The following is a 10110-nucleotide window of genomic DNA, read 5'->3' as shown; positions in this document are numbered from 1 at the left end:
AACATCCAGAACCTCGGGAAGCTCAAAGCGAAAGGATACGACGTGGGGTCGTTGAACTGGAAGAAACCGCGTGAGTACCGGAGTTTCACATGATTACGAGGAGGAAGCCCACGAGTTTACTCGTGGGAGGAATCCGACTTGCTGTTCGCCCACACTATCGGCTGTCTCCCAGTGGAGTTCGACACCCGGGACGACGAATACCTCCAGACGGGACAGTCGACAGGAGCCCCGCTACTCCGACAGGGCCGTGTCGAGCCGCCAGGTGAAGATCGCTCTCAGCACCACGACCAGACTGTTCGTGTCACCCTCCCCCCAGATGGCGGTCTCCGACCGCGGATCGGACGGGCTCGCGTCCGCGCCGTTGACGAGTGCGCTCGCGAGTGTTTTCTGTCCGTCGATCATCATGACCCGTCCCGCCGACGTGTCCGACCAGACCCACAGCGACTCGAACATCCTCGCGCCGGGGATCTCGTCTTGGATGCGTTTCTGGACCTCCGTCGAAACCCCGGCGAGCTTGATCGAAACGCCCCGCTCTGCGGCCTCGCCTAACCCCTCGATCAGGTCCTCGGTAAGCAGCTCTTCGACGGTCATGTAGACGATTTCGTCGTCGGCGCTGGCGAAGAAATCCAGGACCCGTTCCGTGACTGCCGGCTGCCCCTCGACCGTCCAGACGCCGTGCTGCTCGACCCGTCGTTCGATGGGTTCGAGTTCACTCAGCGCCGTCCGAAGGAGGTCCGTGCGGTGCTGTAGCTCGTGTTCGAACGTCCGACTCGCGGTTTCGGCGGAGGTCGCCCAGAATTGCTTGGGCGACGACTGGAGGACGTCGACGAGTCCCCGGTCGTGTAACTCGTCGATGGCGTCGTACACGCGAGTCCGTGGCACCTCCGACACCTGGCTGACGTCTCTGGCCGTCCCCGTGCCGAGGCTCGCGAGCGCGACGAACGTCCGTGCAGCGTAGGCACTCAACCCGAACCGTTCGAGTTGCTCGATTGCGATGGCCTGGGGATTGTCGACTGGATCACTGCTCATGGATCTGGTGGCTGTGGGTCATTGTGAAATCGGCCACGAAGAGTGGCCGAGCCGACACGCAACAGTACGGTGGTTGGGACACAGAACTAGACTGCGTGCCGATGAAAGGGTTAGTTCCCACCCGGTATATCCTTTTTGTGATTAAACGGGTGACTATTCAATCTCTCGATTATCTGTACTGCTATACGGTGAACTCCCACTATATCCAGTGTGACTAGAATTATCACAACAGATTCTACGGTGTCTCTTGTACAGCAGAGTAGGCGATTATCATGCCCAGATCAGGTCTCACCCGCACTTGCCGTCATGTGGGGAGTGACAATACCTATCCGTGTCGGGGGCGAACTCTTCAGAGAATCACGGGAACCCCGTGAGGTTGGGACACATGAATATGAACGATAGTTTGGAGGAAGCAATCGAGGTTCTCCAGCAACTCGGGTTGAAAGAATACGAGGCGCGATGCTTCGTCGGCTTGTCCCGCCTCCACACGGGAACGGCAAAGCGATTGAGTGAGATGGCGGAGGTTCCCCGAACGCGGGTGTACGATGCGATCCGAGTGTTGGAGGCACAGGGCCTCGTCGAGATACAGCATTCGAGCCCGCAGCAGTTTCGGGCGGTTCCACTCGACGAGGCGACCGAAACGCTCCGTGACCAGTACGAAGGCCGCGTTGAGCGACTCCACGATGCGCTGGACACGGTCGAAATGGTCGAACAAGACGACGAAACCCCCGTCCAGCAGGTATGGGCGATGTCCGGGCAGGACGCGATCAAAAACCGGACGGACCAACTCATCGAGGACGCATCCGAAGAGGTCGTTCTCGTCATCGGCGACGAATCACTCTTGACGGAGGATCTCGTTTCCAGCCTCAACGACGTTGGGAACGGGGTCGACCTTCTCATCGGCGCGTTGACGGAGTCACTTCAAGACCAGATCAAAACGGCCGTTCCCGACGCCACGACGTTCATCTCTGGCCTCGAGTGGTTGCAGGGCGAAGACGCGACTGAAAACGAGACGGCGATCGGCCGGCTCCTTCTGATCGACCGCTCGACCATTCTCGTGAGTTCACTCATGCCCGACACCAAGGACGAACAAGCGATATTCGGCGAAGGATTCGGGAATGGACTGGTCGTAATCGCCCGACGACTCATGGCACAGGGGTTGTTGACCGTCCGCGACCCCAAGTGATCTCGCGACGAGCGTCGAGCGTCGAGCGTCGAGCGTCGACTCCGTTACCGGACGCAACTGTCAGCAGGTTCTTGATCGCGTTCGTCGCCGAACCGGTCCTCGAGCAACTGGAGCGTGAGATACTCGCCATTGTCGATCGTGATGCAACACTCGTCGTACACGAACGAGAGGCGGCCGCCCGTCCGAGGCGTTCCGTCGTATTGCGGGCCGAACAACGAATCTAACGCAGCCGGATCGATGACATCCGCCAGCGGTCGGAGAGCGCATGGTTCACAGCCTTCAACAGCGCTCACCGCGCGTACGACGGCCGTGCTGACCGATTCGTCCGGCCCGATTTCGTACTCCACAGTTCTGATTCGTGCTCGACGAGCAAAAGCTCCGAAGTTTTTCACCCGGTTTATCAAAACAGATTCGGATAGACGGGCTGGATGCGCATGTTGGTACTGCTCGGGTCGATAGGATGGTATACGATGTAAACTACTGTCAGTTACCCACGACTTCAGTCGTGGACTTGTCAGTGGACTCTCCTTCTGACTCCGTAATGGAGTAGGCGTGGAAATCGCCATTCAGGTTCAGCGTCCCTGACGGGAGCGCACACTGACAGGGTGCGCCTCCACTCGAAGACAAACTCGCTGGCAAGTGACGGGTGGGGTTCACGCCTTGAAAAATCACCTCAACCCTGTGCAGACGCCGACTCGTTGACGACCGTCTGTTGCACGAGTTGCCTCACACCTCTGCGAAACCGTTCGGAGGCGGAACTGTCTGAGATATCAAGCTGGTCTCCCAGGTCGGCCAGCGAACACGTCCGAGGAATCTCCAGATACCCACACTCGGATGCGACAACCAACAGCTCTCGTTGCGCCTCCGTCAGCGACACGCTGGGTCCGTCTTGGTACGTCTCCTCGTGAACCGCCTCGGGGTCAAGCCCCGAGGCTTCTGTCTTCCCGCAGTTTAATCGGACACTCCCACCGTCCTCGACGCCACACCCCGAGATGGGTCACGGTCGTCTCGAACGGACGAGTGGGTTGCGGTCGGGGCGTCCACGGCCCCCGATGCCCGCCGTCTCAAAGTCACCTTGTGACTTTGCGGGCTGCACAAGAGCTGCGCTCTTGTGAACGTCGCACCTTCCGAACTTGGGGAAGGCTGTTGAGAGCGGGCACATTCCAATTCTGATGCTTCTCGATACCTTTCACGGCGATGTTGACGCTTGCACCACGGTCGCTGTGGTCTTGATGAGAACACGACCGACACTTGAACCGCTTCTTGTTCCGATTCGCACGCTCGGCGTGCCCGCACAGCGGACAGCGTTGACTCGTCTTGTACGGGTCAATCCATCCAGTCGGGATTCCCTCGAACGACGCTTTGTACGACGTGTAGTATTGGAGGGCGCGGAACGGGAGGTGGTGCAAGCGTCGGTTCATCCGCGTTCCGTAGTCGATGCTGTCGCGGATCTCTTTGAGGTCTTCAAAGACGATGCACGGCTTCTCGAACTGCTGGCTCCACTCCACGATGTGCCGAGACACCTTGTGGAGTCGGTCGCGGACGAACCGTTCCTCACGCCCTTCCAGCGTGTCGTGGATGCTGTCCTTCCCCGCGTTCTGGACACGCTTTCGCATCGTGAAGTAGCGGTGCCGCTCGAACTTGATTTCGGGAAAGTCAATGACAAGCGTGTCCTCAACGCCATCCTTGGAGAGTGCGGTGAGTGCCACGTTGTCCTCATTCACGTCCACGCCGACGACCGTCCGTGAGTCTTGCTTGTCTCGGACAGTCTGCTCGGTATTGCGGATGTTGACGTGGAGTTCCGGCTCACCGTCACACCACAGCGTTTCCGACGTTGAGACCTTCCACTCGTCGCCTGTGAGTGCGGTCTTGAGAATATCAAGGTGGGCATCACTCCCTTTGAGGATGCCCTTGACGTGGTTGTAGGGTTTCGCGCTGATACGGAATGCCACGTCACCGTCGTCGGTGATCGACAGGTTGTACCCTTCCTCGTAGTTCGCACGAAGCGGGTACGCGCCGTCCTTGGTGTGGCTCGGCTGGCCGAAGTCGTCGTACTCGTAGTAGTTCTCCATCGCGCCGAGGGCTTTAGCGACAACGCGCTGTGTCGTGTTTTTCACGAGGTCGGCGTCGTCGGCCACACGGTCGGGAATCGCATTCCAGTCCACGCCTTCTTTGGCGAGACGGATGGTTTCGTTGTACACCGAACGGGCTTCGAGCGTGGCATCATACAACAGGCTCTCGTTGTTACTCTGGATGTTGAGTTGGAAGTCCAGCGTCTTGACGAGAGCCTGTTCGGTGGTCATTCTTGGTCGTTGGATTGGACGTGACGGTAGTGGAGGAGGAGCGTGCGGAGTACGCTGTCAAAACTCGTGTGTCCCTCCTCGTCCTTGAGTTCGTCAAGGTCGTCGTACACGGCGTCGGATACCTTGAGTTGCTTCGTCACGTCTACTCCTTGTTCACTCACGGTAAAAAGTATACTGGTGGTAGTCTGTAAGTCACTTCAGAGAATACTTTTGATTGGTCGTTGTGTTGGTAGGTATGGGTGAGAATCGGTCGAACCACACGGTGTACAACGTTAACTACCACTTCGTGTGATGTCGTCAATCGAAGATTGACTGCTTGCAAATCATTGATTTGCAATGTCCGAAGTACCGCCACTCGATACTCGAACAAATCGGGGATTCGCTGGAAGCGAGTTTCCGCGACGTGTGCGACGAGTACGGCTACGAAATACTGTCACTTCACATCTCGCCCGACCATGTACACCTCTTCGTATCCGCTCACCCGAAACACGCGCCGAGCGAGATTGTGCGAACGGTCAAGAGCATCACAGCGCGGAATATGTGGGAGCAACACGAACCGTTCTTGGAGGAGTACGTGTGGGGCGGTGGGTTTTGGGAGGAATCGTACTACGTGGGAACAGCAGGCGATGTTTCGACCGACACAATTGAGCAGTATATCGAGCGAACGGAGCACGTTTAGCGGAGCGTACGGCCTTCACCCTCGGGGTCAAGCCCCGAGGCACTCGGCCTGCTCCGCCTGTAGAACCGGCGGTCACCCGTATCGTCTAAGACGGTTGGATTCGTTACTGCGGGGTCGTCAGCGAGCGCCGCCTCGACCGCCGCGAAGTCGTCGCTCCGCACCGAAAAAAGCATCTGCGTCCGATCGTCTGGACCCCGATACGTCTCTTCCCACTCGACCTCGATGTCGGGGATCTCCCGTAACGGCGTGAGCAAAATCGGATGGTCGATCGTGAACTCTGCTATGAGCATTGGTAGCATCCCCCACTATGTGGAGAAAAGAGACGAGAACGTATAAACGCCCGGGAGGCTCAGGCAGGAGGGNAACTCTGCTATGAGCATTGGTAGCATCCCCCACTATGTGGAGAAAAGAGACGAGAACGTATAAACGCCCGGGAGGCTCAGGCAGGAGGGTGATTGCGTCCTCGGGCGAACAACAGAGCGATGTCCACCTTCGACGTCCCGTCGTCACAGCAGGAGCCTGACCGAGTCGGAGCGCTTTGTGCGGTTCTCGCGAAGGAGCGACGTCGCCACATCCTGTACGCGCTTCGTGACGCAGACGACACAGCTGTGACTGTCGAAGAGCTCGTCCAGTTGCTCGCCGAGCAGGAGGGAGCGGACGACGGTGGGGAACGAATCGAACGGTGTCTGTACCACGTCTCGCTGCCGACACTCGCCGACGCGGGCATTATCGAACACGACCGGCGAAGCGGGTGTGTTCGGTATCGGCCAACACCACTCCTCGAACGACTGCTAGCGCAGGTGACGGCACTCGACCAGCGCGATTTGTGACGTTCCACGACCCCCCGGACAGACGGCGCTTCCGCGTCGTGTCCGATGGACTAGCCACAGTTGGATTCCTCCGCTCACTTCTCTCGGTTCGTTTCGAGAATCGGTGTGACTACACAAGAACTACCGGTGCTGACGAACCCCTGCCATCTTATGTACATTTACTGAACTGATTCGGTATGCGAGTCGCGAGTCATACTCGTCGTCAGTGGCGGTGCGAGCGGGATTTTCAATTGGACGTTCGGCTCGGAACAGAAGGTTCTCCGAAAGATGACGACGGGTATCGAGGAGGTGGTCGCCGAACTCGGTATGGAGTTTAATCGCACGCTCGCGGAGTCTCGACTGTCAGACCGTATCGAAGCACGCGACCAACCACTTATCGGCGACCGCATCGAATCGTGAGAGCAACGCCGTGTATCTCCAAAAGTTGCAGTGGGCGATTTCATCGGTGGTCATCCTGCTGGTCGTCCTCGTGCCGATGGGTGCACTCGCACGGTCCGTCTCGTACCGGGTCGGACAAGTAATTTATGCTGAGTCTGCTCACCGCGCTGGCGCTCGGATACCTCTTGACGTACGAATTGGACGTGTGGTAGCACCCTAACCCAACAGCCCATCCGCGAACGTCCCCACCCTACTCTTCGGAGTGGCGACGGGCCTCGTTGATCAACGTGGGAAGCACGATACCCACACCGAACAGCGCGACGAGTTCGACAAGAGCATTTCGTGTGCTTGGAGGATGTCAACGCACGGAACCTGAGTGTATCACACCGGCACCCATAAGTCATTATCGTAGTAATGATTACCTAGATAATGACTTTCTACAACCGCAGTGCAGAACTGACAACGCTGGAGGAGGGATTCGAGGCAAACACGCACTCGTTTATCGTCGTCTACGGCCGCCGACGTGTGGGAAAGACAGAACTGCTGAAACAGTTCTGTCGCGACCGTCCGCACGTATACTATCTTGCTGCACAAGAAGCAGCGTCACAACAACTCACAAAGTTCGTCACACAGATCGCAGCAGCGTTCGACGATCGGGTTCCACGCATCGATAGCTGGGATGAGGCGTTCGACTATCTCGGAGACAAACTCGAATCGGAATCACGTATCGTCGTCATCGATGAGTTTCCGTATCTGATTGACGCTAATGAGTCGATACTGTCATATCTACAATCGTTCGTTGATGAGCGACTCCAGCAGACAGATGCAATGCTCATTCTATGTGGGTCCAGCATTAGCGTCATGGAGTCCGAGGTGCTCGGTCACAAAAGCCCACTCTACGGGCGGCGTACACAGCAGTTTGACATTACACCATTCAATTTTCGAGACGCACGGGCAGTCATCGACTACGATATTGAGGATGCGATTCGCTCGTACGCAATCACCGGGGGAACACCGATGTATCTCACGCTCTTTGCGTACTCACAGACACTCGCAGAGAACATTTCGTCGCAGGTACTCTCGCAGAACTCATTGTTGTACAATGAACCAGAGTTCTTGTTACGGACTGAGCTTCGATCACCAGCCCGATATCTGAGTATTCTCGAGGCGATTGCAACCGGCCACACGACGCCAAATGAAATCGCGGGGATGACTGGGATTAACTCAGGTCCGCTCTCGAAATATCTGCAGACGCTGCGTCGCCTTCGACTCATCGAGCGAGAAACCCCGGTTACTGTCTCGTCACCGCAGTCGAAGCGATCGCTCTACCGAATCGCAGACGAATTCCTTCGGTTCTGGTTCCGGTACGTCGAACCAAACCGGTCGAGCATTACTGAAGTACCAGATATAGTCCTCGAAGAAACAATCCTGCCGGACCTCCAAACACATGTTTCGACGGTGTTCGAACGGGTTTGCCGGGAGGTCGTCTGGGAAGCGGTTCGACGTGATGAACTCGAACCCTACGGGACTGTTGGACGATGGTGGTACGGTGAACACGAGGTTGATATTGTTGGATTGTCTCCGTCTGATGATCGAATCCTCTTTGCGGAGTGCAAATGGACTTCGTCCCCAGTCGGGCAGTCGCTTGTGGATGACCTCAAAGCAAAAACAGAGCATGTCCGCTGGGGCAGTCCAGAGCGGACTGAACGGTTTGCGCTCTTCTCGAAGAGTGGGTTCACGGAGGGACTTGCCGACGAACTCGATGCATCATGGACGCTCTTTGACCTGCAGAAAATCGACATGCTGACAAGTCCTTCAAACTGACGCCGAAGTCCCGGTTTGGCCGTTGGAGTCGCCACTTGCCCGATGGAGCGCTTCCTGTAGGACTGCAAGATCCTCACGAACGGTCCGCCACCGAGTCAGTGCGTCCCACCGGTCGTGGAGCGCGTCATGGTCGGCGACATCGACCGATTTCGGTGAGACCGCGTCTGGATCGGGGACGCCAAACTGCGTCTGGAACGACTCGTCTTCCGAGAGGAGCGACTCGAGTTCCGCGCGGAGGTCGCTCACGGAGTGTTCTTGTGCGAGCGATTCGACCCGCTTCCAGCGGAGGTACGACTCATTTCGGCGGTACGTCGTCGGACGGCCGTCGAGACGTTCGACAATGCCCATCTCCACGAGTTGCTCGAGTGCCGCACGTGCACCATCAACTGAGCAGTCCACCCGCTGGCTGACTGCTTTCGCCGACGTATACCTGGCCAGGCCCGTACTCACGTCGTAGACCCGCTGAACGTCGTGCGTTCTGCTCACGTCGTAGACCCGCTGAACGTCGTGCGTTCTGCACGCCACTGGGCACGTGCATCCGCGGGCTGGTTGGATTCCATACACGGCTGTTCGCACCCAAACACGATATTTCTTTTGTGCAGGCGAAATATATTTGGAACTTGGCACCCGGACTCGCAGGTTCACGTCGCCTGCGGAACCACCCCACCCCACGACTTCATCTGTTCTTGCAATGTTGACGTGGAGACTTGACGACCGACCGAAGCCGACGTGGTCGGGGAAAATACAACCGAACTGTACTGTCTCTCAGCGACGGAGTGGGTTGTGGTGAGAAGCCGACGAGTCCCTGCAAAAGAGAGGATGTTTCGTATGCTTCGAAGCACAGACCGCGTGTACACGCTCTCACGCGGCATTTTCTAGGTAGCTATTCCTCGCCACGAAAGCAAACAAAACACACGAACTCCGGTTTTTTGTATTAGTGCAAGGCGTCGGGTCGCAAGTATTCGAGACACGGGGTACCCCACGACTTCATTCTGTTTTTCACCCGTCTCGACCGCGTTCACGCCTGAAATCGACGAGAGAGGAGTTCACAGTCACTGACGACGCTGAAACCCCCGCACGGGAAAGGCGGCGTCGCGGGCGAGCATGCCCCCGCTGTCACACAAGTCGGCTTTTGCAGTCGCGTCGCCTACGCACGATATGGATTGGAAGACGAAAGCGAAACTGAGCGTCGGCATCATCGGTGTAGGGCTGGCCGCTGCGACGGCCTGGACGACCCTCGACCTCGTGAAAAATCACGGTACTGAACGGGTCCCCTACAAGACGATCGAGCGTATCGATGGCGTCGAACTCCGGCGATACCCGGAGATGATTCGCGTCCGGACTACCGCGTCCAACGGTCGAGAGGCGTTTTTCCGCCTGTTCAACTACATCGACGGGGCGAACGAAGGCAGCACGTCCGTCTCGATGACCACACCCGTCGAAACGGGTACGGACACGAGGGCCGCCGGAGACGCCGCCGGCGACGGGGCCAGCGAGACGGGCGAGTCGATCTCGATGACCGCCCCCGTCGAGACAACTCGGGAAGACGGTGCGACGATGTCGTTTTTCCTCCCTGCAACGTACACGCCGGAGACCGCGCCGGAGCCAACGAACGACGACGTGAAACTCGTCGTCGACCCGCCGCGAACGCTGGCCGCCCTCCGGTTTTCGTGGTGGGCTCCGAGGTTCCGTGTCTCGCTGAAAGAACGAACCCTCCGGACGACGCTGGCCCAAGCAGGCATCGAACCGGCGGGCGAGACCCGCCTCTTGCGCTACGACGCGCCCTTCACGCCGCCGTGGCTCCGTACGAACGAAGTGGTCGTCGAGGTGGACACCACGAGCGTTCGGCGGGCGCTGCGGTGAGAAAACGGAGATTGTCTG

12 protein-coding genes and 2 pseudogenes are annotated in these 10110 nt (G+C 58.0%); 6 read left to right on the top strand and 8 right to left on the bottom strand.

The genetic code is table 11. The features are described from left to right. Nucleotides 1-231: 231 nt before the first annotated feature. Nucleotides 232-1029: a TrmB family transcriptional regulator gene (locus C457_RS15235; RefSeq protein ID WP_008096003.1), complete on the bottom strand. Its 798-nt coding sequence runs from the start codon at nucleotides 1027-1029 to the stop codon at nucleotides 232-234. Nucleotides 1030-1414: 385 nt separating this feature from the next. On the opposite strand from C457_RS15235, the gene C457_RS15230 reads away from it, so the two are divergent. Next, the gene (locus tag C457_RS15230; RefSeq protein WP_049913626.1) at nucleotides 1415-2215 is read left to right on the top strand and encodes a TrmB family transcriptional regulator; all 801 of its coding nucleotides are present in this window, start codon (nucleotides 1415-1417) and stop codon (nucleotides 2213-2215) included. Between the two features lie 44 nt (nucleotides 2216-2259). Here C457_RS15230 and C457_RS15225 read toward each other — a convergent pair whose 3' ends face one another. The 5 genes and pseudogenes from C457_RS15225 to C457_RS20680 form a co-directional block, all read right to left on the bottom strand. Next, nucleotides 2260-2562, bottom strand: a complete 303-nt coding sequence (locus tag C457_RS15225; RefSeq protein WP_008095999.1) for a HalOD1 output domain-containing protein — start codon at nucleotides 2560-2562, stop codon at nucleotides 2260-2262. 136 nt (nucleotides 2563-2698) lie between these two features. Next, a pseudogene (locus C457_RS20955) lies at nucleotides 2699-2839 on the bottom strand (RNA-guided endonuclease InsQ/TnpB family protein); the annotation flags it as partial. A 49-nt stretch (nucleotides 2840-2888) separates the two neighbouring features. Then, entirely contained in the window at nucleotides 2889-3092 is a 204-nt protein-coding gene (locus C457_RS21190; RefSeq protein ID WP_204365668.1) for a helix-turn-helix domain-containing protein, read from the bottom strand. 193 nt (nucleotides 3093-3285) lie between these two features. Further along, on the bottom strand, nucleotides 3286-4518 hold the full coding sequence (locus tag C457_RS15220; protein WP_008095997.1) for an RNA-guided endonuclease TnpB family protein: 1233 nt from the start codon (nucleotides 4516-4518) through the stop codon (nucleotides 3286-3288). Next, on the bottom strand, nucleotides 4515-4658 hold the full coding sequence (locus C457_RS20680; RefSeq protein WP_162832774.1) for a hypothetical protein: 144 nt from the start codon (nucleotides 4656-4658) through the stop codon (nucleotides 4515-4517). Before C457_RS20680 ends, C457_RS15220 begins: the two co-directional genes overlap by 4 nt. Nucleotides 4659-4753: 95 nt before the next feature. Here C457_RS20680 and tnpA point away from each other — a divergent pair. Beyond that, nucleotides 4754-5197: pseudogene (tnpA, locus tag C457_RS15215) on the top strand (IS200/IS605 family transposase). Here tnpA and C457_RS15210 read toward each other — a convergent pair. After that, a complete protein-coding gene (locus tag C457_RS15210) occupies nucleotides 5194-5487 on the bottom strand; it encodes a bacterio-opsin activator domain-containing protein (RefSeq protein ID WP_008095994.1) in 294 nt (97 codons plus the stop codon). The pseudogene tnpA and the gene C457_RS15210 overlap by 4 nt on opposite strands. 192 nt (nucleotides 5488-5679) lie before the next feature. Between C457_RS15210 and C457_RS20395 the strand changes: the two genes are divergently transcribed. The 3 genes from C457_RS20395 to C457_RS15200 all read left to right on the top strand — a co-directional run bounded on the left by C457_RS20395 (nucleotide 5680) and on the right by C457_RS15200 (nucleotide 8229). After that, nucleotides 5680-6027 carry a DUF7344 domain-containing protein gene (locus tag C457_RS20395; RefSeq protein ID WP_083864304.1) on the top strand — a complete coding sequence of 116 codons (348 nt, stop codon included), beginning with the start codon at nucleotides 5680-5682 and terminating at the stop codon, nucleotides 6025-6027. A 267-nt stretch (nucleotides 6028-6294) separates the two neighbouring features. After that, nucleotides 6295-6426, top strand: coding sequence for a hypothetical protein (locus C457_RS21070; protein ID WP_275039363.1), 132 nt, complete (start codon nucleotides 6295-6297; stop codon nucleotides 6424-6426). Nucleotides 6427-6834: 408 nt separating this feature from the next. Continuing rightward, nucleotides 6835-8229, top strand: a complete 1395-nt coding sequence (locus C457_RS15200) for an ATP-binding protein (RefSeq protein ID WP_008095990.1) — start codon at nucleotides 6835-6837, stop codon at nucleotides 8227-8229. Here C457_RS15200 and C457_RS15195 read toward each other — a convergent pair. Beyond that, nucleotides 8221-8715 (bottom strand): DUF7342 family protein, encoded by a 495-nt coding sequence (locus C457_RS15195; RefSeq protein WP_239640765.1) that lies wholly within the window; start codon nucleotides 8713-8715, stop codon nucleotides 8221-8223. The genes C457_RS15200 and C457_RS15195 overlap by 9 nt on opposite strands. Before the next feature lie 672 nt (nucleotides 8716-9387). Between C457_RS15195 and C457_RS15190 the strand changes: the two genes are divergently transcribed. Further along, the gene (locus C457_RS15190; RefSeq protein WP_008095986.1) at nucleotides 9388-10092 is read left to right on the top strand and encodes an SOUL family heme-binding protein; all 705 of its coding nucleotides are present in this window, start codon (nucleotides 9388-9390) and stop codon (nucleotides 10090-10092) included. Nucleotides 10093-10110: the final 18 nt, after the last annotated feature.

This window comes from Haloferax prahovense DSM 18310 (assembly GCF_000336815.1).
GTDB lineage: Archaea > Halobacteriota > Halobacteria > Halobacteriales > Haloferacaceae > Haloferax > Haloferax prahovense.
The sequence above is the reverse complement of the archived record's forward strand: the minus strand, read 5'-3'. Positions and strand labels throughout refer to the sequence as shown.